A 26,518-nucleotide genomic window follows, 5' to 3' on the forward strand; every position below is an offset into this window, starting at 1 on the left:
GTTCGGATGGACCTGACGATTACGCACACGAGCAACGGCGGTGAACACGTGCTGGTACTCGCAGGGGAAATTGACGCCTATACGGGGCCGCAGCTAAAGGAGCGCCTGCTGCCGCTGGTCAACCAGCCGGACGTAAGGAGCGTCGCTGTGGATCTGACAGCCGTTGAATACATGGACAGCACGGGGATCGGGATTTTTGTCGCGGCGATGAAAGTGTGCAGGCAGACGGGCTGCCGGCTCCTTGTGGAACGCCTGTCGCCGCGGGTGGAGCGGCTGTTTCGGCTCACCGGATTGTATGAACGAATTGTTCCCCGCAAAGGAGAGAGCGACGAATGGCGCAACGACCTGAGGCCGATGTGATCCGACTGACGCTGCCAGCCCAGGCGGAGTATGTGGGCGTTGTCCGCCTGACTGTTTCGGGCATTGCCAACCGGATGGGATTTGCCTACGAGGAGATCGAAGACATCAAGCTGGCGGTGGCCGAGGCCTGTACCAATGCGGTGAATCACGCTTACGACCGCGCCGCCGAGGAGATGGAGCTGAGCGTCACCTGCCGTGTCTTCCCGGATCGCCTGGTCATCGAAGTGGCCGATCAGGGGAAAGGGTTTTGGTTTGACAGAGAGCCGGCAGATTTGCGGCCAATCCACCCCGATGCCGACCTCGATGACGTGGCCGAAGGAGGACTGGGGCTGTTCCTGATCCATGCGCTGATGGACGAGGTGGACGTTCAGGTGAGCGAGGGAGTGACGGTCACCATGACCAAGTACCTGCGGGGGGATGGGGTGGCTTGTGATGACCGGGCGGATTCCGAAGCGGAAGCCTAGCCGCGAAGAACTGATACGGCTGGTCGGCGCGTTTCGTGAGACAGGGGACCCCGGTCTGCAGGAGACACTGGTGCGCGCCTATACCCCACTCGTCGAGACGCTTGCGAGAAAATTCGTGCGCGGCCGGATTTCCTACGAGGACGTGTTTCAGGTGGGCATGCTCGGGCTGCTTGCCTCCTTACGCCGGTTTGACCCTGCGCTGGGCCGCACGTTTGAGAGTTTTGCCGTGCCGACCATTGTCGGGGAGATCAAACGCTACATCCGCGACAAGACCTGGAGCGTCCACGTCCCCCGGCGGATCAAGGAGCTGAGCCCGAAGATCAAGCGTATCGCGGACGAACTGACTGCCCGCCTGCAGCGCTCCCCGCAGATTGCGGAAATCGCGGAAGCGCTCGGCATCAGTGAGGAGGACGTGCTGGAGACGCTGGAGATGGGACGGAGCTACTATTCCCTGTCGATCGACAGCGAGCTGGAGTCGGACAGCGACGGCAACGCCGTCTCGCTTCTGGACATGGTCGGGGTAGAAGAGGAAGGGTATGACCGGATCGACCGGCAATTGATGCTGGACCGCGCCCTGCATGCTTTGGACCAACGGGAACAGGCCATCATTCATCTTACGTTTTTTCGGAATTTGAGCCAAAAGCAGGCAGGGGATCTGCTGGGCATGTCCCAGATGCACGTTTCGCGGCTGCAGCGCAGGGCTCTCGGCAAACTGCGCGCGGCGCTGCAAGCTGACAACCCGACATCATAACGCAAACGACGGCGGAGGTGGAGATCACCTCCGTTTTTTGGTCCGATGCGCGCTGGGGGCGATTTGACGGTTGTGATACAATAACCGCGTAGGATGAGAGCAGGAGGTACGGAATGGACCAAACGTTGATGATCCAGACGATCGCGCAGGAGACGGGCGTCAAGCCGCATCAGGTGGAGCGCACGATCGCCTTGCTGGACGAAGGCAATACGGTGCCCTTCATCGCCCGGTACCGCAAGGAAATGACCGGGCAGCTGGACGAAACACAGATTCGCGCCATTGACGAGCGCGTTCGCTATTTGCGCAACCTGTCCGTGCGCAAGGAAGAGGTTATCCGGCTGATCGAGGAGCAGGGCAAACTGACCGACGAGCTGAAGGCGGCCATCGAACGCGCCGTCAAGCTGCAGGAAGTGGAGGATTTGTACCGGCCGTACCGGCAGAAGCGGCGGACCCGGGCCACGATGGCTAAGGAAAAGGGCTTGGAGCCATTGGCCATGTACCTGTTGGGGTTGCCTGCGGCGGGTGACCCGGCAGCTGAGGCGGCCGCGTACCTCAACCCAGAAAAAGGCGTGGAGTCAGCGGAGCAGGCGCTGCAGGGAGCAATGGACATCGTGGCTGAACAACTCTCGGACGATGCAGAGATTCGGCAGTGGGTCCGGCAGCGGACGTTCCAGAAAGGGGTGCTGGTGTCGGAGCAAAAGGCGGAAGAAGCGGACGGGAAAAACGTCTACCAGATGTACTACGCATTCAGCGAGCCGCTGAAAAAGGTGGTTCCCCACCGCGTGCTGGCGATCAACCGGGGCGAGAACGAAGGCATCCTCAAGGTTGCGGTCGAGGCGCCAGTGGAGGAGATTCTCGCCTATCTGAAAAAACGCGTCATCACCCGGGAGACGGTGGCCCGCCCCTGGCTGGAAGCGGCTGTGGAAGACAGCTACAAGCGCCTGATCGCCCCGTCGATCGAGCGGGAAGTGCGGTCAGAGCTGACGGAGAAGGCAGAAGAGAGGGCGATTCACATTTTCGCGGAAAACCTCCGCAATCTCTTGCTGCAGCCTCCGCTGAAGGGCAAAGTGGTGCTGGGCGTTGACCCGGCCTACCGGACCGGCTGCAAGCTGGCCGTCGTGGACGAGACCGGCAAACTGCTGGAGGTGGCCGTCATCTACCCGACGCCGCCTGCCAACAAGGTGGCGGAAGCGAAAGCCAAGGTTGTGGAGCTGATCGAAACATACGGCGTGCACGTCGTCGCCATCGGCAACGGAACGGCCTCGCGGGAGACGGAACAATTCATCGCCGGGGTCTTGAAGGAGCTAAAGCAGAGCGTGTTTTACATCATCGTCAACGAGGCGGGCGCCTCTGTCTACTCCGCTTCGGAACTGGCCAAGGAGGAATTTCCCGATCTGGACGTGGCCGAGCGCAGCGCCGTATCGATCGCCCGCCGTTTGCAGGACCCGCTGGCTGAGCTGGTCAAGATCGACCCCAAATCAATTGGCGTCGGCCAATACCAGCACGACGTCTCCCAGTCCCGCCTGGCGGAAAGCCTGCAGTTCGTCGTGGAGTCGGCGGTCAACCACGTCGGGGTGGACGTCAATACCGCTTCCCCCTCCCTCTTGCAGTACGTTTCCGGCATTACCCGCCAAGTGGCGAGCAACATCGTGAAGAAGCGGGAGGAGATCGGAAAGTTCACCGATCGCTCGCAGTTGAAAGACGTGCCTCGCCTCGGGGCCAAAACGTATGAACAGTGCATCGGCTTTTTGCGGATCATGGACGGCGTCAATCCGCTGGACAAAACGCCGATCCACCCCGAATCCTACGCGGCGGTGCACAAACTGCTGGCGATCATCGGCATCACTCCCGATGAGATCGGCAGCCAGACCTGCCGCGAACGGCTGCAGGCGCTGGATCTGGCGGAAACGGCGCGGCAATTGGAGATTGGCGAACCGACGCTTGCCGATATTGTCGACAGCCTGCTGCGCCCCGGACGTGACCCGCGGGACGAACTGCCCAAGCCCCTGCTGCGCAGCGACGTCCTCCAGCTCTCCGACTTGTCCGTGGGAATGAAGCTGCAGGGCACGGTCCGCAACGTGGTGGATTTCGGGGCGTTTGTGGACATCGGGCTGAAAAACGACGGTCTTGTCCACATCTCCCGGATGCGCAAAGGCTTTGTCAAGCACCCGCTGGACGTGGTGACGGTGGGCGACATCGTCGACGTCTGGGTGGTGGAGATTGATGAACAGCGGCAGCGCGTCGGCTTGACGATGATTGCCCCAGAGGAGTAAGTGCCCGGACGTCCTTCCGTCTCGGCCGAGGGAGGCCGCCTGCACGCAAAAAAAAGCGGCCTCTGCTTACTCCAAGCGGCCGCCGTGCTTTTCCAAATATAAAAACCAGCAACTGTTCAACAGGCGAATCTGCCGCACGTCCTTTCCGAAGAAGGCACGCTGCAGTTGCCTGCGCATCCACTGTGGCATGAGAGTACCTCCTGGCGTCAATCATCTATAGGCAATGTATGCCGAAGACGCGCCGGAGGTACCTGTTTCTTTGCGATGCTTATTCCTCTTCGTTCAAAAACTCAAGCTGCGCCTGCAGGGCGCGGATTTCCGTGAGCAGGGAAATGAGCGGATACTCGCTCTCCTGAAGCGCGGCAAAACAGCGCTCCAGACGGCTGACGTAAGCGAGGCCCTCTTCGATTGGGCAGGCGTCGCTCAGCAGTTCCAGTCCGGTGCACTCGGCGATGATGACGGGCAATTCCGGACGGTCGGCGATCGTCAGCTTGCCGATCTCCTTGTGCAGCCGTTTGAGCAATGCGACCAGTTGGTACATATGGGATTCGGGCATGGCGACAAAGCGCAGCCCGGTCTGTTCCTGCAAGATCAGATAACGCATAAGTCCTCCACCATTCTACGTGTCTTTCCCAACAAGTGTAGCTCATTCATCCGTTACTTTTCAATACGTGCGGGAGAGGTCGAGGGGACAGGCGGAGGACGGGGAGGAACCCATGACGGATCAGGAATTGCAGACGCTGGTGGAAACCATCTCGGAGGCGTTTTTTGGCAAGTCGTTTCGCCATCGCGCCCGCTTTAACCGGCGGTTGCGCACGACAGGCGGGCGGTACTTGCTTCATTCACACGATATCGAATTAAATCCCCGCCATCTGCAAGAGCACGGGGAAGCGGAACTGATCGGCATCATCAAACACGAGCTGTGCCACTACCACCTGCACCTGGAAAAACGGGGGTATCGGCACCGCGACCGGGAGTTTCGCGAGTTGTTGAAACAGGTGGGCGGCAGCCGGTACTGCCAGCAGGTAAGCGGCGGACGGACGCGGCTGCCCTACCGGTACGAACTGGTCTGCCGGGAGTGCGGCATGCGCTACAAGCGCAAGCGAAAGATGAACCCGGCTCGGTACCGCTGCGGCCGCTGCCGGGGCAAGCTGTCGCTCAGGGAGCTGGCGCGGGCGGACGGCAGCTGACTGTCGGCGGGGAGCGCGCGGGAGACAACAGGGCTTGTCAGGGAAAGCCCGCTTCCTTGCGTGCTTTTGGACGACAACGGTATAATGAATGCACTATGTGGAAAAAGGAGCGTTCGCGGTGGCGCACGACGAATTTTCGCTCATCCGCCAGTGGACGAGCCGTTCGGCCGGCCAGGAAGGAAACGGGCTTTCCGTGGGAATTGGCGACGATGCCGCCGTCTTTTCCCCCTCCCCGGGCATGGAGGTAGTCGCTTGCTGTGACGCCATGGCGGAAACCGTCCATTTTCTGCGGGAGACAATGAAGCCGAGCGATATCGGTTACAAGGCGGTTATCAGCAACATCAGCGACGTGGCGGCAATGGGCGGGATCGCCCGCTTTGCCCTGGTCAGCATCGCCGTACCCCCGCACTGGACAGCGGCGGAATGCCGGGAAATCTACGACGGGATTTACGAGGCGTGCGCTGCGTATGGCGTCCGGGTGATCGGCGGGGATACGGTGGCGGCGCCGGACGCCCTGCACCTGTCCGTGACTGTATTGGGGGAAGTGGAAAAGGGGCGGGCGCTTCGCCGCTCGGGTGCACGGCCGGGGCAACTCGTGTTTGTGACCGGTCACCTGGGAGGATCGGCCGCAGGACTTCATCTGCTGCTGCAGACCAGAGACGCGGGAGCGCGCGTGCCGTCTGAGTGGTCGGAGCTGGTCGCCTGCCACCAGCGGCCCGCGGCGCAGATTGAGGCAGGACGCCTGCTGCTTGCGTCCGGATCGGCGGGGGCGCTGAACGACATCAGCGACGGGCTTGCCTCCGAGCTGTGGGAGATCGCAGAAGCGAGCGGCGTGAGCCTGGTGGTGGACGCCGCGCAGGTGCCGATGCACGAAGCGACCCGTGCGTACGCCGCACAGGCGGGCAGGGACCCGCTGGACTGGGCGCTGTACGGAGGCGAAGACTATCAGTTGGCAGGCACGGTGGACCCGGCGGGCGCGGAGACACTTGCGCGGCAATGTGCCCAATCGGGCATATCCTTCAGCATTATCGGCCGCGTGGAAAAGGGCGGACCGTCCGTCACGCTGTGCCGCGACGGCGTATGCGGTCCGATGGCAAAAGCGGGCTACAATCATTTTGCACAAGCCGACTGACAAGAGAGGATGACAGGGATGACATACAGGTGGACGCTGTCCGGAGTCGCGGAGACCCAGCAGTTTGCCGAACGTCTGGCGGAACGGTTGCGGCCAGGCGACTTTCTGGCGCTGGAGGGTGACCTGGGCGCCGGCAAGACGACTTTCACCCAGGGGCTGGCCCGCGGTCTGGGCGTGAAGCAGGTGGTGAACAGTCCGACGTTTACCATCATAAAAGAGTATCAGGGACGGCTGCCGCTTTATCACATGGACGTCTACCGGGTGGGGGACGATGTGGAGTCGCTCGGCCTGGACGAGTATTTTTTCGGTGATGGAGTCTGCGTGGTCGAATGGGCTTCCCTGATCGAGGATGTGCTGCCGCAGGAGCGGCTGACGATCATCTTGCGAAACGAGGGGGCGGACACCCGCCGCATCGAATTCGTGCCGCAGGGAGAGCGGTATGTGACTTTGTGCGAGGAGTTTGATAGTGATGCGCGTACTGGCGATTGACACGTCCAACCTGGTATTGAGCGTAGCCGTGGTGGAGGAGGGACGTGTGCTGGCGGAAGTGACCACCAACCAGCAAAAAAACCACTCCGTTCGCCTGATGGACTGCGTCTCCCGGCTGTTGGACGAGACGGACACGCGGCCGGAACAGCTTGCCGGCATCGGCGTGGCAAAAGGACCCGGATCGTATACAGGTGTCCGCATCGGCGTCGCCACGGCCAAAAGCATCGCTTGGGCGCTGAACCTGCCCGTCGTCGGCGTCTCCAGCCTGCAGGCGGTGGCGCAAAACGCGCTGGGCTTTCCGGGACTGATCGTTCCCTTGTTCGACGCGCGGCGGGGACAAGTTTACAGCGGAGCGTACCGGACAGCAGGAATGGAGGCGGTCGAGGTCCAGTTGGCCGAACGCATCATCCTGCTCTCCGACTGGCTGCCGCTGCTGTGCAAAGAAGCCGCAGGAGAACCGATCCTGTTCCTGGGCGAAGACGTCCGATTGCATCGGGAGACGATTGCGGCGGCGCTGGGAGATCAAGCCCGGTTTGCTCCGGCTTCGCACAACCATCCGCGGGCGGCCCATATCGGCCTTTTGGCACTGGGCGAGATCGAGCACGCCGGATCGGCGCATGCCCTGGTGCCCGAGTATCTGCAACTGGCAGAAGCAGAAGCAAAGTGGCTGGCCCAAAATCAGGAGGGTTCCCAAAAGGAGTAGAGGCATGGAGCAACAAGAACCGGTAGGATTTCGCTTTATGACACTGGCCGACGTACAAGCGGTTGCGGAACTGGAGCGGCTGTCGTTTACCACACCCTGGCCGCCCGATGCGTTTGTCAACGAGCTGACAAGAAACCCCAACGCACGCTACGTCGTTGTCGTGAACCGGGAAAACAAGGTAATTGCCTACTGCGGGATGTGGGTTGTGCTGGACGAGGCGCACATTACCAACGTGGCCGTGCACCCCGCCTGGCGGGGGAAAAAGATCGGGGAGCGGCTGATGCGTAAAATGATGGAAGTGGCCGTGGCGTATGGAGCAAGGAGCATGACGCTGGAAGTGCGCCCGTCCAACACCGTGGCCCGACGCTTGTACGCCAAACTGGGCTTTGAGGAGCGGGGGCTGCGCAAACACTACTATTCGGACAATAACGAAGACGCGATCATAATGTGGGTGACACTGCAATGAACAGAAGAGAACCTTCCCGCTACGAGGAACGCGTGCGGCAGGCATACCAGGCGCACAAGGACTCGGGGGAACCAACGTACATTTTGGGGATCGAGACGAGCTGCGATGAGACGTCGGCTGCGGTGGTGCAGGACGGCCGCATCGTGCTGTCAAACGTGATCGCCTCACAGGCGGACATACACAAACGCTTCGGCGGGGTGGTCCCGGAGGTGGCCTCCCGTCGTCATGTGGAAAACATCACGCTGACGATCGAGGAGGCCTTGAGCCAGGCAGGCCGGTCACTGGAGGACATCCATGCCATCGCGGTCACGTACGGCCCCGGTCTGGTAGGCGCGCTGCTGGTGGGTGTGGCGGCGGCCAAGGCCATATCCTTTGCCCGCGGCATCCCCTTGATCGGTGTTCATCACATCGCCGGTCACATCTACGCCAACCGGCTGGTGGAAGAGATGCAGTTTCCACTGGTGGCGCTGGTTGTCTCGGGCGGCCACACCGAGCTGGTGCTGATGAGAGCGCACGGCGAGTACGAGATTCTGGGAGAAACCCGGGACGACGCCGCCGGTGAAGCGTACGACAAAGTGGCCCGGGCGCTGAAACTGCCTTATCCGGGCGGACCGCACATCGACCGGCTGGCCCGTGAAGGAGAGCCGCGTGTGCCGCTGCCGCGCGCCTGGCTGGAACCCGACTCCTATGATTTTAGCTTCAGCGGGCTGAAGTCGGCGGTGCTCAATACGCTGCACAACGCTTCGCAGCGGGGAGAGACGATCGATCCCGCCGACCTGGCGGCCAGTTTTCAGGATTCAGTGACCGAGGTGCTGGTGGAAAAAACGATCCGGGCGGCGAAGGAATACAAGGCCCGGCAGGTGCTGCTGGCCGGTGGCGTGGCCGCAAACCGCGGGCTGCGTGAACGGCTGCAGCAGCGCTGTGAGGCGGAGGGCATTGCCCTGGTCATCCCGCCGCTGTCGCTCTGTACCGACAATGCCGCGATGATCGCAGCCGCCGGGTACATCCAGTACCAAAAAGGCCAGTTTGCCGACCTTGACTTGAACGGCGTGCCCGGTCTTTCCCTATCGTGATAAAAGAGGGCTTGCGGAAGTGATTCCGCAGGCTCTCTTTTTTTCATAGGGACTCCATCTCGGTGTGGGGAAGAAAATTATATCAGCGTGTAGACAAAGTTCGCGGCGCATGGGAGATCGGGCCCGCTCGCTCGCTTGACGCCCAGCACAGAAGCAGATGAAGTCCGCTCCAAAACGAGACGCGGGCAGGGGACAAACATCTGGGTGTTTCGATGAAGTGAGACTTGTGTCCCCTGTTGGTCCCCGCGTCTTCGTTTTTCCGCTGAGCCGGTCGTCAAAGGAGCTCGCTTGGACCATCCCCTATGTCATATTTTCTAACATTTATTTGCGGATTTTTCCGAAAAATGGTTGACTTCATGAATTTTCATGTTAGAATTTATTACATAACATTCATCTTCTTCTCTCCATTCTCTCTCCATCTCCTCAATGGTGACCCAGGTATGGGTCTCTTTTTTTCGCACAAATTGCTGAAAATGCCGCGATTTTTTTCGGCAGCCGGCTGAGCGGAAGAGAGCGAGCTGACACGTCACATCTTTATCCACAGGCTCTGGATAATTTTCGGCGGATGCGTTCACCTGCTCCTGTGAATACTGGTGATAACACGAAGAATTGCCGGGAAAATCGACATTTTCCTGTGGATTTTTTTGTGGAATTTGTGGATAAAAGTATCGGTGTTATCAACAGAGGAGGGTGCCTGGTGAGAACAAAAGGGCTGCAGGTACTGGCTCTATGCCTGCTGTTGGCGGCTGTTGCAAATCCGGAAGCGTCGGCTGCCGCAGTCGCTGTTGGTGCTGCTGTGACAGCGGAAAAACCGGTGCATGCAACCGGAGCAGACCATCCGGCAGGCAGGCAGGTGGTGGCGTTGTTCGTGGAAGGGATGTCGTTTCGGGAGCTGGACCGCCTGCGCAGCTATCCACATGTGGATACATGGCTGGAGCAGGCGGAAGCGGGCGCGCTCTCCATCCGTACACCGGGGGCGCGTACGGCTGCCAATGGCTACCTGCTGCTCGGCAGCGGCGGACCGGCCGTGTACACGGAGCGCAGCGGTACGGCGTATCACCCGGAGGAGCTGCTCTCTTCCGGGGTGACGGCAGGTGAGCGTGCCCGGCAGCTAAGTCCAGCCGACGGGGCAGACGCGGCTCGTTTCCGGGTCGTGTTTCCCGGCATATATCGCCTGCACGCGGAAAACCGGTCCAAGCCGTACTCCACCCGGATCGGTTTGCTGGGCGAAACGCTTGCCCGCCATGGCATTCCCGCTGCCAGTTACGGCAACGGCGATTACGACGACGTGCGACAGCGGCACGCCGTACTTTTTGCCATGGATGAGCAGGGGCGCGTTCCCCGGGGAGATCTCTCCGCTACAGTCCTGGAGCGGCGGGACGACTACCCGTACGGCGTGCGGACTCGCTACGACTACCTTGCCGACCGGATTCGCGAAGACCGCACTTCCGGGTTGATTACCGTGCAGCTGTCTGACCTGGCTCGCCTCTATCAAGCGGCGGACGACATGGCCCCGGACCGGTTCGCCCGTCAGTACGATCAGGTACTGTCTGACCTTGGTGCATTTTTGGACCGGGTGCTGAGGGAACGCAGGCCGGACCAGTTGGTGATGCTGCTGTCGCCTGCGCCGCATGTTCAGGCCCAAAAGGAGAAAGCGCTGCTGACGCCGCTCCTGTTGTGGCGGGGAGGAGCGGCGGGGGTGCTCACTTCGGCGACGACCAGACAGACGGGGGTGGTCAGCGGTCTGGATGTACTGCCTACCGTCCTGTCATGGCTGCGCGTGCCTCCGCCGGAGCGGCTGACCGGCCACCTGCTGCGTCTGTCGAAGGAAATGAACGTGTCCGATCTGCTGCGTGAAGTGGAGCGGATTCACCACATTTACGCCAACCGTTCTTCCGTGTTGTACACGTACGTCATGCTGCAGATCGCGATCCTGGGAGCGGCTTCGTTCCTCTGGCTGTGGGGAAGGCGAACAGACGGCGGGAGGCTGAACCTGGCGCGGCGCGTTGTCCGTCTGGCGCTGCTGTCGATGCTCTGGTTTCCCCTGCTGTTTCTGGTGGAGGGGCTGGTCGGCTGGAAGGTGCCGTCAGCGGTTGTCCTGTCGGTGGTCATCACAGCTGCGCTGGCGGGGGGCATGCTGCTGGAACAGGCGCGTTCGCTTCCGGCCGGATTGTCTGCCGTGGCGGGATTGACCACGCTGGCGCTGCTGTTGGACGGCATGTTCGGCAATCCGGCGATGCGCCGTTCCTATCTGGGGTACGATCCGGTGATTGGCGCCCGTTTTTACGGGTTGGGCAACGAATACGAAGGGGTGCTGATCGGCAGCGCCATCCTGTTTGCTGCAGCGCTCGCTCAGTGGCGGCGGGACAGGCGGGAGGACGCGGAGAGAGGGACCGATCCGCTGTCCGTGGTCGTCGGCAGCGGCCTGTTTGGCTTCACCCTGTATTACATGGCATCTCCCGGGCTGGGGGCTGACGCCGGCGGGTTTCTCGCCGGTCTGGTCGGGTTCTCCGTGGCGTTTGTGCGGATGCAGGGGTGGCGAATGGGAAAAAAAGGCCTCCTGCTGTTGGCAGGAGGTGTCCTGGCAGGGATGGTCGCGTTGACGGTGGCCAGTCTGCTGTCCGGTCAGCCGCCCACTCACATTGGCCGGGTGGCGCAGCAGATCGCCTCAGGGGAGTGGACGGACGTGGCTCAGATCGTGCAGCGCAAACTGGAGATGAACCTGCGGCTGATCCGCGTGTCAGTGTGGAGCAAGGTGTTTGCCGTCTCGCTGGTCGTCCTCGGCCTGCTGGCTCTCTGCAACGATCGCTACCTGCGCCATCTGGCCCGCGATTATCCGTTTTTGGTCAAGGGGTTTTCAGGCGTGATCGCCGGGGCATTGGCCGGGCTTTTGCTCAACGATTCCGGGATCATCACCGCTGCGACCTGCATCGTGTTTCTTGTTGTGCCAGCCTTGTACGCAGCGTTGGGAAAGACGGAGGAGCAGCGCTGCTCCACATCCTGACCTTGCTGGCGTCATCGCAGCCGGACGGTTGGCCCCGGCGGCACAGACGGGTTTAAAGTCCATTTACTGTCGCCTTGCACCGGTGCCGCCTGTTTACCGCCCGAAGGAAGTCGGCTATAGGAAACATCGTCGGGGCATCACCCTTCGGAGAGTTCGCTCCATTCCTCGTAGAGCCGCTCCAGCTCCGCTTTCGCCTGCTCGATCAAGTCGTTTCGCTCTTTGGCTTGCACGTGGTCGCTGTACACCTCGGGCAGGCACAGCTCTTCCTCCCATTTGCGGATATCGGCTTCCCGCTGCTGAATGATTGCCTCGATCTCCTCCAGCCGGCGCTGACGCTGACGTTCGCGCCGTTTTGCCTCTTTGTCCAGCTCGTACGAGGATTTTTCCGTCTGGGGGGATGAGGCTGTTCCCTGCTTCTTGCCGAAGGGTGCCTGTTGTTCGGCTGCCAGCTGGGCCAACTCCTGTTTTTTCTCCACGTAATAGTCGTAGTTGCCGAGGTAGCTGGTCACTCCATCAGGGGTGAGCTCCAGCACGCGGGTGGCGATCTTGTTCAGGAAGTAGCGGTCGTGGGAGACGAACAGGATCGTGCCCGGGTAATCGTACAGCGCGTTTTCCAGCACTTCCTTGCTGTAGATGTCCAGGTGGTTGGTCGGCTCGTCGAAAATCAGGAAGTTGGCCTGCTTCAGCATCAGCTTGGCCAGCGAGACCCGCGCCCGTTCGCCGCCGGACAGCTCACAGATGCGCTTCTGCACGTCGTCACCGCTGAACAGAAAGTTGCCCAGGAGGGTGCGGACATCCTTTTCCAGCATCTGCGGGTACTCGTCCCAGATCTCGTTCAACACGGTATTTTGCTCGTTGAGATCGCGATGCTCCTGGTCGTAGTAGCCGATCGTCACGTTGCTGCCCAACTGGATGCTGCCAGAGAGCGCAGGGAGTTTTTGCACGATCGTCTTCAGCAGCGTCGATTTGCCGATGCCGTTGGGGCCGACCAGGGCGACGCGTTCTTCCCGCTCGATCTCAAACGTCAGGTTGCGGGAGAGGGCGGCATTCGGATAGCCGATGCTCAGGTCGGCCGCTTTGATCACGATGTTGCCGCTCATCTTGGCGATATCAAAAGAAAAATGTACCGATTTGTTCTGCATGATGGGCTTCTCCAGCCGCTCCATCTTTTCCAGCATCTTGCGCCGGCTCTGGGCCCGTTTGGTCGTGGTCGCCCGGGCGATGTTGCGGGCGATGAAGTCCTCCAGCCGGGCAATCTCCTCCTGCTGCTTTTCGTAGCGTTTCAATTCCTGCTCCAGCCGCGCCGCCTTTTGTTCCAGGAAACGGCTGTAGTTGCCCACGTACCGGGTGGCGCGGGTTCGCTCGATTTCGTAGACGACGGTCACCAGCTTGTCCAGAAAATAGCGGTCGTGGGAGACGACGAGGATGGCTCCCTGGTAGTTTTGCAGGTAGGTTTCCAGCCAGGTGAGCGTCTCGATATCCAGGTAGTTGGTCGGCTCGTCCAAAAGCAGGACGCTGGGGGCCTGAAGCAGCAGCTTGGCCAGCGCCAGGCGGGTTTTCTGCCCGCCGCTCAGCGTCTTGATCGGGGTCTGGCTGTCCATGTCGGCAAACCGCAGCCCGTGCAGGACGCCGCGAATGGCCGCTTCGTAGGCGTAACCGCCCCGCTCCTTGAACGCCTCGGAACGACGGGCGTAATCCTCGAGAATCTGCTGATAGCGTTTCTCGTCAGCCAGCACGTCAGGGTTGCCCATCAGCGCTTCCAGTTTTCGCAGCTCACGCTCTTCCTCCTGCAGATCACTGAACACGGTGAGCATCTCGTCCCAGATGGTTCGCTCCGATTCCAATCCGCTGTCCTGAGCCAGGTAGCCGACAGTGACATCCTTTGGAATCCGGACGGTTCCGCTGTCATAGCTGAGCTGACCGGCGAGGATTTTCATCAATGTCGACTTGCCGGCGCCGTTTACGCCGACCAGTCCGATCCGTTCTCCGGTTTGTATTTGCAGGGAGATGTCCTGTAAAATAGTCTCAACCCCGTACGTTTTGTGTATATGTTCAGCCTGAAGCAATATCATTGCATGTCACCTCTTTAATACATACCTGCACCGCAAGCGGGCGGGCGGCGCTTTTTTGTGCTTGCGGTCGCCGTCGCAATTTATCCTATCAGACAAGTGTAGCGTAGAGAGCGCGCCGGGGACAACCCTTGCGCCTCCCGTCGCAGGCACCGAAAACAGGGAGGGGATCGTTGGGAATGGAACGGGCCAAGTTGAAGCAGGAGTTGCGCAGGCAGATGCTGGCCGAGCGGGCAGCGCTGCCTGCCGGGGAAAGGGCCAATCGCTCCCGGGAGGCGTGCCGTCATTTGCTGTCCTTTGCCAAACTGGCAGCGTGCCGGACCGTGATGGCCTTTCATCCGATACGAGAGGAGCTGGACATCGTCCCGTTTCTGGACAGCGCTCGTCAAAGGGGACAGGAGGTATGGCTTCCGCTGACCCTCGTGGCGGAGCGCCGGCTGATACCCTACCGCTATACCGGACCGGACATGCTGCGGCCCGGGGCATACGGGATCATGGAGCCGGACCCGGAAAAAGCGGAGGAGGCCGATCTGGCTGCGCTGGACGCGGTGCTGGTGCCGGGTGTGGCATTTGACCGGCAGGGGGGTCGGATGGGCTATGGCGGCGGATTCTACGACCGGTTTCTCGCTTCGCTGGACCAAAAGCCGATGCTGATCGGCTGCGGCTACCATTTTCAGGTGGTGCCATCCGTGCCGGTAGAGCCGCATGACGTCCGTCTCGATTACCTCGTGACGGAAGCGGGCGTGCTTGAGACCAGGGCAGCCGATCCGCGCTGAGTGGATGCCGGTCTGCGGCAATTTTGTGTCAGGTTTGCATATTTTCCAACTGCACTATCTACAGCGGGATCAAAACGGTGTACAATACAACTGCAAGGACAATTGGAGGAATGGACTGTGGGCAACTGGAAAATTGGCGTCATTTCGGCAAGTGATTCCATTGCAAGAGGAGACCGGGTGGACGATCGAATCCCGATCATCCGCAAGCTGACCCGTGAGTGGCTGCAGGTGGATGTGGCCATTTACCGCGCCGTCTCGGACGACATGGAGGAACTGAAAGAGAACATGATCGAGCTGGTGGACCGGGAGAAGTGCGATTTGTTGATTGTCACCGGCGGTACCGGGTTGAGTCCGCGCGACGTCACCCCGGAAGTGACAACGTGGGTCATGGACAGGCCCGTTCCGGGTCTGGCCGAGGAAATGCGTCGGGCCGGATTGCAGCAGTCCCGCCGCGCGATGCTGACTCGCGCTGTCGCAGGTACGCGCGGTAACGCCTTGATCATCAACCTCCCCGGCAATCCCAGCGGCGTGGAAATCTGCTTCAACGCCATTGGAGACATGCTGTCCGATGCCTTGCACATTTTGCAGGGAACGGGAGAGGCCAATGAAGATTGGGGAGGATTGGGTTGGTAGAAAAACCAAAGCTGAAGGAAGTGCCTGTGAGGGAAGCGGTAGGCATGATGCTTCCCCACGATATGACGCAGATTTTGCCCGGCGAATTTAAAGGACGCCTGTTCAAAAAAGGGCATGTCATCACGGAAGCGGACATCGAACCGCTGCTCTCCATCGGCAAGGAGCACATCTACGTGCTGGAGATGCCGGAGGGGTACATTCATGAGGACGACGCGGGCACGCGGATTGCCCGGGCGGTGTCCGGGGACGGACTGACGCTGACCGAGCCTTATGAGGGCAAGGTGTCATTGAAGGCGACCCGGCTGGGGCTGGCGAAGATTAACGAAGAAGCCGTCCACGCGATCAACGCGCTGGAAGGCATCGCCCTGTCCACCATCTACAGCGACCAGGTGGTGCAGCCCGGTCAGACGGTGGCCGCCACGCGGATCATTCCGTTGATCATGGAGGAAGCGCGAATCGTCCGCCTGGAAGAGCTGGCGCAGGGCTTCAGCGGTCCGATCGTACAGGTGAAGCCGTTTTACGAAAAGAAAGTGGGAGTGGTCACCACTGGCGGTGAAGTGTATTCAGGCCGGATTGCCGACAAGTTCGGCCCCGTGATTCGGGCCAAGGTGGAGGCGCTCGGTTCCCGTGTGACGGAGCAGCGCTTTGCTCCCGACGACAAGGAAGCGATCGAACGGGAGATTATCCGTTTTCTGGAGGAGGGCGTCGATCTGGTGCTGGTGACCGGCGGGATGTCGGTTGACCCCGACGACCGCACGCCGGGAGCGATTGCCGGTGTTGGAGCGGAAGTGGTCCGTTACGGCACGCCGATGCTGCCCGGTTCCATGCTGATGGTAGCCTACAAGGGCGACGTGCCGATACTGGGTCTGCCCGGAGCGGTGATGCACGAGCCGTTTACCTCGTTTGACGTGTTTTTGCCCCGGATCCTGGCCGGCGAGCGAATCGTCGAGTCGGACATGACCCGGTTGGGATACGGCGGATTGCGCACATGCTAGCTGGCAACACTGTTGGCTGATGGAGAAAAGGAGTGAATGTGAATGGGTTCTACGATTGGGATTCCAGGGTTGATCTTGATTCTTGTGCTTGCTCTGGTGCTGTTTGGCCCCAAGAAACTGCCGGAACTGGGGCGCGCGGTGGGTCACACGTTGAAGGAGTTTAAGAACGCCACCCGCGGCCTGACCAAGGACGACGATGACGAAGCCGAATCCAAGGTGAAGGAACAGCCCGCCAAGGCTGTGATTACCGAAAAGGACGCGCTTGACCGCGAGAAGCTGGAGCGGGAAATTCGCGAACGGCTGGAACGCGAACGCCTGGAAAAGGAGATTCGGGAAAAGCTGGAACAGGAGCGGCTGCAGGCCGAAAGCGGACAGCCCAAGGCGTAACCGGGTGGTGGACATGTCGGACGATCGTGAAATGACCGTTGTGGAGCACCTGACTGAGCTGCGCAGACGGATTATCTGGGTGCTGGTTGTATTTGTTGCTGCATTGATTGTTGGTTTTTTTGCTGCCGGCCCAATTGTCGAATATCTGAAGGAAAAGCCGATCACCGAGGGAGTTCCGCTCATCTCCCTGCACCCGTCTGACGCGCTTAGGGTGTACATGCAGTTTGCCTTTTTGATCGGGGTGGTGGTGACGCTGCCGTTTGCCCTGTATCAGACCTGGCTGTTTGTCTCGCCGGGTCTTCGCGACAACGAGCGGCGCGTGACGCTGATGTTCATTCCGGCTGCGTGCGTGCTGTTCGTCGTCGGCCTCCTGTTTGGCTACTATGTGGTGTTCCCGATGGTGATGCAGTTCGTGAGCGGCATCTCGCTGGGGATGGACATCAAGCCGAACTACGGGATCGCCGAGTACTTCGGGTTTCTGATGAACATGGTGATTCCGTTCGGGTTTTTGTTTGAACTGCCCATTGTCGTCATGTTTCTGACCCGGCTGCGCATCCTCAACCCGGTGCGGCTGGCGAAGGTTCGCCGCATTGCCTACTTCGGTCTGGCGGTGGTGGGAGTTACGCTGACGCCGCCGGATATTGTCAGCGACATCCTGGTGATTATCCCGTTGCTGCTCCTCTACGAGTTGAGCGTCTGGCTGTCGCGGATCGTCTACCGCAAACAGCTGAAAGAGGATGAGACCTGGGAAAAAGAATACGGATGGGAAGCGGACGAAGCAGTTCGCTGATGCGTGCAAAGGCCCCTGCCGAAATGCGGCGGGGGCTTTTTTGGTGCGTCCGGCATGGGCAGTCTGTCGGTAAAGGTCCCGACCAGGGAGCGGCGGTACCAACCGTAAGCACGAGGTACGCCGGCCCGTTGTGAGGCGGAATGCAGATGACGTCGGCGGCATATGCCGTCCTTTCTACTTTTGCAGGCGGCCGGGCATACTACTACGGGAAAACAGGAGGTGTGTACATCCATGTGGCTGATTCTCTGTCTGGCACTGCTGGCCTCTCCGCTGCAGACGGGAGCGGTCAAAGCAGAAGCGGCCGAACAAGTAGAACTGTTTGACACGGACGAAGAGCGGGTGGTGAATACCTTTGACAACACAGAGGCATTTCAGACGGAAGCCCAGGTTCTCCTGAACAGTGTCAGCGGGCGGGTGCAGGAGCTGAATCCGCCGCTTTCACATGCGCTGATCGTCAAAATCCCGCTGGTGCCGCCAAGGCAGTTGGTTCACCGGCCAGCAAAGATCGACGCCGCCATTGCCGAAATGTTTGTCGTCATGCCCAAGGCGGGCAGCCGTCGCCCCTGGATGATTTTGCACACCAAGCAGTACGAGACCCTGGTCGTCGAGTTTGCCGGCGAGGTGGACGGATTAAAAAAGCTCGTCCGCCTGCAGGATTGAAGGTGCGGCGTACCCGCAGCGGCAGGACTGGGCTTAAAAAAGGGCAAACGGGACGGGAGAACTCCCGTCCTTATTGCTTGAGCGTGAGAAACGTCTGGGTGTAGTAGTCGGTCGCCACGCCCGCCCCCAGTTGGGCGAATCCTTTTTCCAGCACGTTTTTGCGGTGACCGGGGCTGTTCATCCAGCTCTCGTGGGCTTCGATGGCATCCGGGTAGCCGGCGGCGATGTTTTCTCCCGCCATGCTGTAGGCGATCCCTGCTTTTTGCAGCCGCTGGAATGGATTTAAGCCGGTGGTGGCGGAGACGTGGTCGAAAAAGCCGTGGGACTCCATGTCCCGGCTGTGCTGGCGGGCGACGCGGGCGGCCTGGTCGCTCCAGGTAAGCAGGGGCAGTTTGTAGCGGTAGCGGACGACGTTGACCAGGTCGAGCAGTTGACGTTCCATCGCGGTGTTCACCTGCTCCCGCTCCTTTACGCTCAGCGGAGGGGGATCGAAATTGGGAGCCTCGCCTTGATACGTCCACTTCGTTTCGTAAAAGCTGCCGCGCAAGAGCATCAGCGTGTCAATCAGGCGGATGGCGGTCACCTTGTCGCCGTTCTGCTTGTCCAGGTAAAAGATGTGGGGGATACCGTCGACGATGACCAGCGGCCGCTGGTATTTTTGGTTGGTGATCTCCACGTGGGCGTTCATGTAGGAAAACGAGACGGTATGGGCGATGTCGTAGTGGCGGACAAGAGCCGGCAGGCTGGTACCGATGGAGGCATTGCCGGTCTTGGCTTGGGGCGCGTTGGAGTAGATGTCCACCACCTTGCCGTCACTGATGCCCACCTGGAGGTAACGGGCCGGATCGCGGTTGTAGATCCACCACTGGTACCCCAGACCGCTCGGCTCCTGGCGAGCCGGCTTGCCGAGCACTTTGACCACCTGCTCGGCCGGCATGCCGAGAGAAATGCCGAACAGGCTGGCGGAAGTGTTCGGAGCGGGACGTTTGGTCTCGGTAGGCGCGGTCGCTGACTGAGCAGGCGGAAGTTTGACTGCGGCAGGGCCTGTCTGCTGGGGCGAAGGGCGTTTTGCCGCCCCCGGTGCTTGTCCCAGCCAGGCGGAATGGCTGGCCTCGTCCCTGCCTGTCGGTTTGTTCAGATGGCGGCCGATCAAAGACAGGGGAACATACGTGACCCCCTTGTATTCAAGTGCGGCGGGAAGGTAACGGGTACCGTCGTGAAAATACCCGGACGAATCAACGCCGGTTACGGCTTTGCCGTCCCAATACAGCGTGGTCGGCTGGACGTTGGCGAGGATGGCGGACGAATTGCCCGCGATGAGGAAATGGCCGATGCCCGCGACCAAGAGGGCGAACACGCCGATCCAGATCCATTTGCGCATGCAGGTTCCCTCCTTGGATGGCTTGTCTGATCTCATGGTTTATCTATATGAACAAGCTGGTCTGGTAGAACCGAAAATCTAGCAAATGCCAAAGAAAAGACTGTCAAAATGAGAGGGAACGAGAACAGGCCGGATGGAAAAAAGTGAGGGAAACTACTTGCAAAGTACATAGGGATTCATTATTATAGGTAATGGGTGTTAGCACTCCCCTCGATCGAGTGCTAACAACAATCATCTTCATGAACCTAGACTTTAAGGAGGGTGTTTTTTGTGCTGAAGCCATTGGGTGACCGTGTGGTAATCGAACCAATCTCCAAAGAAGAAACGACTGCAAGCGGTATCGTTCTGCCTGACACTGCGAAGGAGAAACCGCAAGAAGGACGCGTAATCGCAGTCGGTTCCGGCCGCGTTGCCGACAACGGCGAGCGCATCGCGCTGGAAGTGAAAGAAGGCGACAAGGTAATCTTCTCCAAATACGCCGGCACCGAAGTAAAAGTGGACAACAAAGAATACCTCGTGCTCCGCGAATCCGATATCCTCGCGATCATCGGCTAAGGCTTTTCACATAAGGAACGTACGGAAAACACATAACGCAGGAGGTTGAGTTTGAGATGGCAAAACAAATCAAGTTCTCTGAAGACGCACGCCGCGCGATGCTTCGCGGGGTGGAAACACTGGCTAACGCCGTGAAAGTAACCCTCGGTCCGAAAGGCCGCAACGTGGTTCTGGAGAAAAAATTCGGCTCTCCGCTGATCACCAACGACGGTGTGACCATCGCGAAAGAGATCGAGCTGGAAGACGCTTATGAAAATATGGGTGCGCAGCTCGTGAAAGAAGTTGCGACCAAAACCAACGACATCGCTGGTGACGGTACGACCACCGCTACTGTTCTGGCTTATGCGATGATTCGCGAAGGTCTGAAAAACGTAACCGCCGGCGCCAACCCGATGGTTGTTCGTCGCGGTATGGAAAAAGCGGTACGCGCTGCCGTTGAAGAAATCAAGTCCATCGCGAAACCGGTGGAAAGCAAAGCGGCTATCGCGCAAGTTGCGTCCATTTCCGCTGACAGCACTGAAGTGGGCGAACTGATCGCTGAAGCTATGGAAAAAGTGGGCAAAGACGGCGTTATCACCGTTGAAGAGTCCAAAGGCTTCACGACTGAGCTGGAAGTTGTAGAAGGTATGCAATTTGACCGCGGCTACGCTTCCCCGTACATGATCACCGACACCGACAAAATGGAAGCGGTTCTGAAAGATCCGTACATCCTGATCACCGACAAGAAGATCTCCAACATCCAAGAGATCCTGCCGGTGCTGGAGCAAGTGGTACAAAGCGGCAAACCGCTCCTGATCATCGCAGAAGATGTAGAAGGCGAAGCGCTGGCTACCCTGGTAGTAAACAAACTGCGCGGTACCTTCACTGCAGTAGCCGTTAAGGCGCCTGGCTTCGGCGACCGCCGCAAAGCTATGCTGCAAGACATCGCAATCCTGACCGGCGGTGAAGTGATCACCGAAGAACTGGGTCTGGAACTGAAATCCACCAAGCTGCAACAACTGGGCCGCGCTGGTAAAGTTGTTGTTACCAAAGAAACCACCACGATCGTGGAAGGTGCAGGCGACAAGGCTGCAATCGAAAGCCGCGTTGCTCAAATCCGTCAACAAATCGAAGACACCACCTCCGACTTCGACCGTGAAAAACTGCAAGAACGCCTGGCAAAACTGGCTGGCGGCGTAGCAGTGATCAAAGTCGGTGCAGCTACCGAAACCGAACTGAAAGAGAAAAAACTGCGCATCGAGGACGCACTCAACTCCACTCGCGCTGCAGTGGAAGAGGGTATCGTGCCTGGCGGTGGTACCACGCTCGTCAACGCGATCAAAGCTGTTGAGAAAGTGGTTGCCGAGGGCGAAGAAGCAGTGGGTGTGCAAATCGTGCTGCGCGCACTGGAAGAGCCGGTTCGTCAAATCGCTGCGAACGCAGGTCTGGAAGGCTCCGTCATCGTGGAGCGCCTGAAAAACGAACCGGTTGGCATCGGCTTCAACGCTGCTACCGAAGAATGGGTAAACATGATCGATGCAGGTATCGTAGACGCTGCAAAAGTTACCCGTTCCGCACTGTCCAACGCTGCATCCGTGGCAGCTATGTTCCTGACCACGGAAGCCGTTGTGGCTGACAAACCGGAAGAGACCAAAGCAGGCAACGGCATGCCGGACATGGGCGGCATGGGCATGATGTAATGAATCGGGATACCGATTCAACACGAGAGGCAGACAGCAGTCTGTCTCTCTTTTTTTATTTGTATTTGGAAGGCAAGCCTGAGGTGCTTGCGTTTTCTGGTTATTTTTCTGAATAGTACAAATGTTTACCGAAAAAATGTTTCGTATTTTATAAATAAAATGTAAAATAATACTTCAGAGATATGTTGACAGCGAGCCAAGCGAAAAAAGGGTAAGGAGGCGATTCACAATGAAACGAGCAGGGGTCTGGCTGTTATGTGCATGTCTGGTGTTCGTCCTGGCTGCTTGCAGCAGCAGTCCGTCGTCGTCTGCGGGTGATCAGCCGGGCGGGGGTGAACCGGCCAAAGGGGAGCCGGTGGAACTGGTCATGTACAGTTGGCGGCCGGAAGACAAGGATGCGTACGCTGTGTTTATTGCCGAGTTTGAAAGGCAGCATCCCGGGATCAAGGTGAAGTTCAAACCGTTCAAATCGACTGAGTACAACACCATTCTGACCAACTCCCTCACCTCCGGAACCGGGCCGGACATCGTGCAGCTTCGTCCGTATGCGGGCACCCGTGCGATGGCCGACGCCGGGTATCTGCTGCCGCTGGACGATCTCAAAGGGCTCCAGGAGATTCCGCAGTCGTATTTGGACGCAGCCAGGGGCAGTGACCACAAGGTGTACGGCGTCCCGTTGTCGATCAACTCCGCCGTGATCTTTTACAACAAAAAGCTGTTTGCCGACAACGGCCTGCAGCCTCCGCAAACCTGGGACGAATTTCTCCAGGTGTGCCGTGCACTCCAGCAAAAGGGAATCATTCCCATCGCGCAGTCCGGCAAAGCGGCCTATCTGCTCTCCCTCACGCACAGCGTCATTGGCATCAGTGCATACGGCGGCAACGACTTCGTGGACAAATTGATGAAGGGCGAGGCCACCTTCAACGATCCGGCGTTTCTCGATTCGATCAAAAAGATGCGGGAGTTGGCACCATTTTTCCCGCCCGATTTTGTGGGAATCGACGACAATGACGCGCAGGCGCTGTTCTATACCGGCAAGGCTGCCATGTACATCAACGGCAGCTACCGGCTGGAAACGTTTGAAAAGCACAACCCCGACATGCCTCTTGACGTGATCCCGTCGCTGGCCAAAGAGAAAGGCGGCGACACGCCGATCGTCAACTGGGTGGACGGCTCCTACGGTATAGTGAAGGCGTCCAAGCATCCGGAAGAGGCGAAGCTGTTCATGGAGTTCCTCGCCTCAAAGGAGTTTGGCCAACTGTTCAGCGACGAACTAAACCGCGTCAGCCCCATTCCCGGCGTGACCCCCAAGCATCCGCTGGTGCAAAAAATGACGCAGCTGAGCGAAGCAAGCATGGTCCCGTACCTGATGCTCGTTCATTTTGGGGAGGGAACGCCGACCACGAAAACCACGTTTGAGGATTCGTTGCAGGGCATGTACATCAACAAGCTCACCGTCGAGCAGGTGGCGGAAGCGACCCAGGCGTCCGTCGACAAGTGGTTCAAGCCGAACAAGTAGCGGCGCGCCGGATAAAAACAATTCAAGCAGAGGTACAGTCAGGCCGGAGCGCTTGGCTGTACCCTGTTTTTCGGGAGGGGTTCACCCATGGCCGTGTTGGAAAAATCGACCGAAGTAAAGCGGCAGGCCGCTCCGCGTCGGGGGCTGAACCTGAGCAAGCATTTGGTTCACCTGTTCCTGCTGCCGGCCTTGGTCATTTACGTGTGGTTTCAGGTCTATCCCATCTTCAGTGCGTTTTTGAACAGCTTTTACGAGTGGAACGGATTGAAGCGGGGCGCGTTTATTGGTCTGGAGAATTTCGTGCGCCTGTTTACCGAATCGCCGTTTAAAGAGATGTTTTTCCGCGGGTTCGGTCACAACGTCATCTTTTTCGTGGGGACGATCGTCGCCAAGCTGGTGGTTGCGTTCCTGCTCGCCCTGATCATCAACAGCAGGATTCGCGGCAAGGAGTTTTTTAAAACGGTCTTGTTTCTGCCCAAGCTGCTGTCAGTGATCGTCGTCGGCTTCCTGTTCAGCCTGATTTTGAACCCGACGTACGGGGCGCTGAACACCCTGCTGAAGCATGTCGGACTGGAAGAGTGGGCCCGCCCCTGGCTGGGCGACCCGGATACGGCCCTCTACGCAATCATCCTCGTCAACAGTTGGTACGGCCTCGGCTTTGCCGTGCTGATCTTCCTGGCCGGGCTGCAGGCCATCCCGGCGGAAATATACGATGCCGCCAAGATTGACGGGGCCTCCGGACTGACCATGCTGCTGCGCATAACCCTGCCGCTGGCGATGCCGTCGATCATGGTGATGACGATTTTGACGTTCATTGGCTCGTTTGAAACGTTTGAACTGATTTTTGCCATGCAGGGGTCGCAAGGGGGCCCTTACTATTCCACGGATGTACTGGCCACGTACTTCTACCGGTTGGCCTTCGGGTCAGTGGAGGGGGGCGAGTCCATCGGGCTGGGCTCGGCGTTGGCAGTCGTGCTGTTCCTGATGATTTCCAGCGCGACGGCGGTGCTGCTCTTTTTCTTTAAACGCAAGGAATACGAACTGTAGGAGGTTCGACCATGACAGCAAGGCTCGGACAGTTTGCAAAGTATCTGGTGCTGCTGGTTTTTTCCGTTTTGATGCTGTATCCCGTTTTTCTGATGATCGCGTCGTCGTTTAAATCCAATCTGGAGATCCTCACGTCGCCGCTCGGTCTGCCCGCTTCGCTGTCATTGGAAAACTACAAGCTGGTGTGGGAGAAGGTGAACTTTGGCGCGTATGTGTGGAACAGCGTCTACGTGAGCGGGCTGTCTGTCTTGTTGATCCTGTTTCTCTCGTCACTTGCCGCTTTCTACCTGTCCCGCTATCCGTTTCGCTGGAATCCGTACGTGTTGTTTTTCTTCATGCTGGGCTTGATGCTGCCGATGAAGCTGGCGATTCTGCCGCTGTATATGATCATGCTGCAGTTGAAGCTGTTGGATACGCTGACGTCCCTGGTGATTCTGTACGTGGCCGGCGGAATCCCCTTTGCCGTGTTTGTCTTTTACGGGTTTTTCAAGACGCTCCCGACGGAATTGGACCAGTCGGCACGGCTGGACGGCTGCAATGGTTTTCAGGTGTACTGGAAGATCATTCTGCCGCTGATGAAGCCGCCGCTGGCAACAGTGGGCATCGTCCATTTGATCGGCGTCTGGAACGATTTTTTCTATCCGCTGATCTTTCTCAAAAGCGAGGAGCTGAGCACAATTCCGCTGGGGGTATTGACCCTGTTCGGGGAATACGATACGGAGTGGAATCTGCTGTTTGCCAGCCTGACTATTTCGTCTCTGCCGATGATCGTGGCGTTTTTGTTCGCGTCCAAACAATTTATTGAAGGCCTGACTTCGGGGGCGATCAAATGAGAAAGAGACGCTGGATTACGTTTGACCTCGACGGTACGCTGATGCAAAATCCGTTTGGCGGATGGGTGTTCCCGGAAATTGCGGCTGCCGTCGCCGGTTGGCTGGGCCGGCCCCATGACGTCGTTGCGGAGTTGGTGGGGGAGCATGAAAGGCGGCTGAGGCAGGGACGATATGTAGAAGCGTACGATTGGGACGGCATGCTGTCGGAACTGCTCGAGCGCTTGGGGGTCAGGGAAAGCGTGGAGATTGCCAGTATCGTGCAAAAGCATGCCGTACCGCCCAAAATTCGGCTGCTGGAAGCGGAGGTGCCGGCCGTGCTGGCCGCCCTGCAGGCGAAAGGCTATGCGCTTGCAGCTGTCACCAACGGGTATTACAAGTATCAGGAGCCTGTCATGAAGGCGCTCGGACTGGCGGAGTATTTTGCGGCTGTGGTGACGCCGGAGCGGGCGGGCGCGGGCAAGCCTGACCCGGCCATTCTCCGTTCGTTCGGAGGAGAGGTGGTGGCCCATGTCGGAGACCGCCTCGACCATGACGTGCAGTTGGCCAATCGCTGCGGTGTATTCTCCGTCTTTGTCTGCCGCGACCTTCCCGAAGAGTTGCGTGCCGTCGATCCCCGTCTCAGGAGCAGGCACGACTTGATGAACCAGCTCTGCCTGGAGAAATGGAAAAGGGAAAGCGGGGGACAGACGGAAGGGCAGGGGGCTGCCCTGCTTCCCGCGGAATTGTCGCCGCAGGCGGTGATTGGCACGATCGGCGAACTGCCGCCGCTTGTGGACGGGTTGTGCCGGTAGGAAGGCTTCGCTCTCTTGCAGGCCTTCCATTTTTTTCACTTGCTTTTTTGGCGGTCACGTTGGTATGATGAATCTTGCGCTTCTCAACTGGGGAATTTCAAAGAGAATGAAAAAAGATAACTTCTTAGAAATTTCCTCTTGATTTTGAGTAGAGAGCGTGATATAGTATGAAGGGTCGGTGCCGCTGTGCGGCAGCTGATCGAAAAAAGTGAGATGCTCCTTGAAAACTGAACAGCGAACGCGTTGAACGAGCCTAGCAATTCTTTTCTTTGAAAGCTAACGATTCAACTCAACTTTATTGGAGAGTTTGATCCTGGCTCAGGACGAACGCTGGCGGCGTGCCTAATACATGCAAGTCGAGCGGACCTGAATGGAGCTTGCTCCAGACAGGTTAGCGGCGGACGGGTGAGTAACACGTAGGCAACCTGCCCGCAAGACCGGGATAACGTAGGGAAACTTACGCTAATACCGGATAGGGCACTCTCTCGCATGAGAGAG

General features: G+C 59.0%; 27 protein-coding genes and 1 rRNA gene. 24 read left to right on the top strand and 4 right to left on the bottom strand.

Features of this window, described 5'->3' with window-relative positions:
- Positions 1-6 precede the first annotated feature (6 nt).
- The 4 genes from ETC00_RS11415 to ETC00_RS11430 all read left to right on the top strand — a co-directional run bounded on the left by ETC00_RS11415 (position 7) and on the right by ETC00_RS11430 (position 3,848).
- On the top strand, positions 7-360 hold the full coding sequence (locus tag ETC00_RS11415; protein ID WP_171566180.1) for an anti-sigma factor antagonist: 354 nt from the start codon (positions 7-9) through the stop codon (positions 358-360).
- A complete protein-coding gene (gene rsbW / locus ETC00_RS11420) occupies positions 333-824 on the top strand; it encodes an anti-sigma B factor RsbW (RefSeq protein ID WP_171566182.1) in 492 nt (163 codons plus the stop codon). The genes ETC00_RS11415 and rsbW overlap by 28 nt, the downstream gene beginning before the upstream one ends.
- Entirely contained in the window at positions 793-1,575 is a 783-nt protein-coding gene (sigB, locus tag ETC00_RS11425) for an RNA polymerase sigma factor SigB (RefSeq protein WP_171566184.1), read from the top strand. The genes rsbW and sigB overlap by 32 nt, the downstream gene beginning before the upstream one ends.
- 113 nt (positions 1,576-1,688) lie before the next feature.
- Positions 1,689-3,848 (top strand): Tex family protein, encoded by a 2,160-nt coding sequence (locus ETC00_RS11430; protein WP_171566185.1) that lies wholly within the window; start codon positions 1,689-1,691, stop codon positions 3,846-3,848.
- Between the two features lie 66 nt (positions 3,849-3,914).
- Here the strand turns inward: ETC00_RS11430 and cmpA are convergent, their stop codons facing one another.
- Positions 3,915-4,037 (bottom strand): cortex morphogenetic protein CmpA, encoded by a 123-nt coding sequence (gene cmpA / locus ETC00_RS11435; protein WP_171566187.1) that lies wholly within the window; start codon positions 4,035-4,037, stop codon positions 3,915-3,917.
- A gap of 79 nt (positions 4,038-4,116) precedes the next feature.
- Positions 4,117-4,452, bottom strand: a complete 336-nt coding sequence (locus tag ETC00_RS11440) for a hydrolase/acyltransferase (protein ID WP_171566189.1) — start codon at positions 4,450-4,452, stop codon at positions 4,117-4,119.
- A 112-nt stretch (positions 4,453-4,564) separates the two neighbouring features.
- On the opposite strand from ETC00_RS11440, the gene ETC00_RS11445 reads away from it, so the two are divergent.
- The 7 genes from ETC00_RS11445 to ETC00_RS11475 all read left to right on the top strand — a co-directional run bounded on the left by ETC00_RS11445 (position 4,565) and on the right by ETC00_RS11475 (position 11,905).
- Positions 4,565-5,038 carry a SprT family protein gene (locus ETC00_RS11445; RefSeq protein WP_171566190.1) on the top strand — a complete coding sequence of 158 codons (474 nt, stop codon included), beginning with the start codon at positions 4,565-4,567 and terminating at the stop codon, positions 5,036-5,038.
- 118 nt (positions 5,039-5,156) lie between these two features.
- Positions 5,157-6,170, top strand: coding sequence for a thiamine-phosphate kinase (thiL, locus tag ETC00_RS11450; RefSeq protein ID WP_171566191.1), 1,014 nt, complete (start codon positions 5,157-5,159; stop codon positions 6,168-6,170).
- Between the two features lie 18 nt (positions 6,171-6,188).
- Positions 6,189-6,659 (top strand): tRNA (adenosine(37)-N6)-threonylcarbamoyltransferase complex ATPase subunit type 1 TsaE, encoded by a 471-nt coding sequence (tsaE, locus tag ETC00_RS11455; protein WP_171566192.1) that lies wholly within the window; start codon positions 6,189-6,191, stop codon positions 6,657-6,659.
- Positions 6,640-7,362 (top strand): tRNA (adenosine(37)-N6)-threonylcarbamoyltransferase complex dimerization subunit type 1 TsaB, encoded by a 723-nt coding sequence (gene tsaB, locus ETC00_RS11460; RefSeq protein WP_171566193.1) that lies wholly within the window; start codon positions 6,640-6,642, stop codon positions 7,360-7,362. The genes tsaE and tsaB overlap by 20 nt, the downstream gene beginning before the upstream one ends.
- A 4-nt stretch (positions 7,363-7,366) precedes the next feature.
- Positions 7,367-7,828: a ribosomal protein S18-alanine N-acetyltransferase gene (gene rimI, locus ETC00_RS11465; RefSeq protein ID WP_171566195.1), complete on the top strand. Its 462-nt coding sequence runs from the start codon at positions 7,367-7,369 to the stop codon at positions 7,826-7,828.
- Positions 7,825-8,901 (top strand): tRNA (adenosine(37)-N6)-threonylcarbamoyltransferase complex transferase subunit TsaD, encoded by a 1,077-nt coding sequence (gene tsaD / locus ETC00_RS11470; RefSeq protein ID WP_171566196.1) that lies wholly within the window; start codon positions 7,825-7,827, stop codon positions 8,899-8,901. The genes rimI and tsaD overlap by 4 nt, the downstream gene beginning before the upstream one ends.
- Before the next feature lie 697 nt (positions 8,902-9,598).
- Positions 9,599-11,905 carry a hypothetical protein gene (locus ETC00_RS11475; protein WP_171566197.1) on the top strand — a complete coding sequence of 769 codons (2,307 nt, stop codon included), beginning with the start codon at positions 9,599-9,601 and terminating at the stop codon, positions 11,903-11,905.
- 137 nt (positions 11,906-12,042) lie between these two features.
- On the opposite strand, the gene abc-f is transcribed toward ETC00_RS11475, so the two are convergent.
- Entirely contained in the window at positions 12,043-13,977 is a 1,935-nt protein-coding gene (gene abc-f, locus ETC00_RS11480) for a ribosomal protection-like ABC-F family protein (RefSeq protein ID WP_171566199.1), read from the bottom strand.
- 176 nt (positions 13,978-14,153) lie between these two features.
- Here abc-f and ETC00_RS11485 point away from each other — a divergent pair, with 176 nt between their 5' ends.
- The 6 genes from ETC00_RS11485 to ETC00_RS11510 all read left to right on the top strand — a co-directional run bounded on the left by ETC00_RS11485 (position 14,154) and on the right by ETC00_RS11510 (position 18,215).
- Complete coding sequence (locus ETC00_RS11485) at positions 14,154-14,750, top strand: 5-formyltetrahydrofolate cyclo-ligase (protein ID WP_171566231.1); 597 nt, start codon at positions 14,154-14,156, stop codon at positions 14,748-14,750.
- Between the two features lie 117 nt (positions 14,751-14,867).
- Positions 14,868-15,383 (top strand): MogA/MoaB family molybdenum cofactor biosynthesis protein, encoded by a 516-nt coding sequence (locus ETC00_RS11490; RefSeq protein ID WP_171566200.1) that lies wholly within the window; start codon positions 14,868-14,870, stop codon positions 15,381-15,383.
- The gene (locus tag ETC00_RS11495) at positions 15,377-16,378 is read left to right on the top strand and encodes a molybdopterin-binding protein (protein ID WP_171566201.1); all 1,002 of its coding nucleotides are present in this window, start codon (positions 15,377-15,379) and stop codon (positions 16,376-16,378) included. The genes ETC00_RS11490 and ETC00_RS11495 overlap by 7 nt, the downstream gene beginning before the upstream one ends.
- Positions 16,379-16,420: 42 nt before the next feature.
- Positions 16,421-16,765, top strand: a complete 345-nt coding sequence (gene tatA / locus ETC00_RS20900) for a twin-arginine translocase TatA/TatE family subunit (RefSeq protein WP_171566202.1) — start codon at positions 16,421-16,423, stop codon at positions 16,763-16,765.
- 13 nt (positions 16,766-16,778) lie between these two features.
- Positions 16,779-17,555, top strand: a complete 777-nt coding sequence (tatC, locus tag ETC00_RS11505; RefSeq protein ID WP_171566203.1) for a twin-arginine translocase subunit TatC — start codon at positions 16,779-16,781, stop codon at positions 17,553-17,555.
- 231 nt (positions 17,556-17,786) lie between these two features.
- Positions 17,787-18,215 (top strand): hypothetical protein, encoded by a 429-nt coding sequence (locus tag ETC00_RS11510; protein ID WP_171566204.1) that lies wholly within the window; start codon positions 17,787-17,789, stop codon positions 18,213-18,215.
- 70 nt (positions 18,216-18,285) lie between these two features.
- Here ETC00_RS11510 and ETC00_RS11515 read toward each other — a convergent pair whose 3' ends face one another.
- The gene (locus ETC00_RS11515) at positions 18,286-19,596 is read right to left on the bottom strand and encodes a CAP domain-containing protein (protein WP_171566205.1); all 1,311 of its coding nucleotides are present in this window, start codon (positions 19,594-19,596) and stop codon (positions 18,286-18,288) included.
- 270 nt (positions 19,597-19,866) lie between these two features.
- Here ETC00_RS11515 and groES point away from each other — a divergent pair, with 270 nt between their 5' ends.
- The 7 genes from groES to ETC00_RS11550 form a co-directional block, all read left to right on the top strand.
- On the top strand, positions 19,867-20,151 hold the full coding sequence (gene groES, locus ETC00_RS11520; RefSeq protein ID WP_171566206.1) for a co-chaperone GroES: 285 nt from the start codon (positions 19,867-19,869) through the stop codon (positions 20,149-20,151).
- 56 nt (positions 20,152-20,207) lie between these two features.
- Complete coding sequence (gene groL, locus ETC00_RS11525; RefSeq protein ID WP_171566207.1) at positions 20,208-21,830, top strand: chaperonin GroEL; 1,623 nt, start codon at positions 20,208-20,210, stop codon at positions 21,828-21,830.
- A 229-nt stretch (positions 21,831-22,059) separates the two neighbouring features.
- Entirely contained in the window at positions 22,060-23,349 is a 1,290-nt protein-coding gene (locus tag ETC00_RS11530; RefSeq protein WP_171566208.1) for an ABC transporter substrate-binding protein, read from the top strand.
- A gap of 87 nt (positions 23,350-23,436) precedes the next feature.
- The gene (locus ETC00_RS11535; protein ID WP_171566209.1) at positions 23,437-24,396 is read left to right on the top strand and encodes a carbohydrate ABC transporter permease; all 960 of its coding nucleotides are present in this window, start codon (positions 23,437-23,439) and stop codon (positions 24,394-24,396) included.
- A gap of 11 nt (positions 24,397-24,407) precedes the next feature.
- Positions 24,408-25,229 carry a carbohydrate ABC transporter permease gene (locus tag ETC00_RS11540; RefSeq protein WP_171566210.1) on the top strand — a complete coding sequence of 274 codons (822 nt, stop codon included), beginning with the start codon at positions 24,408-24,410 and terminating at the stop codon, positions 25,227-25,229.
- Entirely contained in the window at positions 25,226-26,020 is a 795-nt protein-coding gene (locus ETC00_RS11545; protein ID WP_171566211.1) for an HAD family hydrolase, read from the top strand. Before ETC00_RS11540 ends, ETC00_RS11545 begins: the two co-directional genes overlap by 4 nt.
- A gap of 295 nt (positions 26,021-26,315) precedes the next feature.
- A 16S ribosomal RNA gene (locus ETC00_RS11550) occupies positions 26,316-26,518 on the top strand; the annotation flags it as partial.

The organism is Brevibacillus sp. MCWH, assembly GCF_013096935.1.
Lineage (GTDB): Bacteria > Bacillota > Bacilli > Brevibacillales > Brevibacillaceae > Brevibacillus > Brevibacillus aydinogluensis.